Source organism: Chrysanthemum yellows phytoplasma, assembly GCF_000803325.1.
GTDB lineage: Bacteria > Bacillota_I > Bacilli_A > Acholeplasmatales > Acholeplasmataceae > Phytoplasma > Phytoplasma asteris.
The window spans coordinates 1-324 of record NZ_JSWH01000204.1 but is presented as its reverse complement, the minus strand read 5'-3'; the positions used below and the strand labels follow the sequence as shown (position 1 = coordinate 324).

1 pseudogene is annotated in these 324 nt (G+C 24.4%); it reads left to right on the top strand.

Features of this window, described 5'->3' with window-relative positions:
- Positions 1–258, top strand: a pseudogene (locus OL66_RS04090) (IS3 family transposase); the annotation flags it as partial.
- Positions 259–324: the final 66 nt, after the last annotated feature.

Below are 324 nucleotides of genomic sequence, written 5' to 3'. Positions count from 1 at the left end.
CAATATTTTTACGGTCATCGTAAAATCACTGATTTATATCAAAAAACCTTTAACGAGTTCATCACCAAGAAAAAAGTTTATCTCATCATGAAAAAAAATGACATTAGTTGTCGTTTAAGAATTAAAAAAAATTTTACTTACCGTAATTTAAAAAATAATCTCCAAATAATTCCTAATTTAATCAATCAAGAATTTATGGCTACTAAACCTCTTCAAAAACTCTTTACTGACATCACTTATTTCAAAACTAATCAAGGGGTTTTTGTAGGCGATTACTGAGTTTTTTAAAAATATTGTTTCTTTTAAAAAAAATCTTTTTCTTAT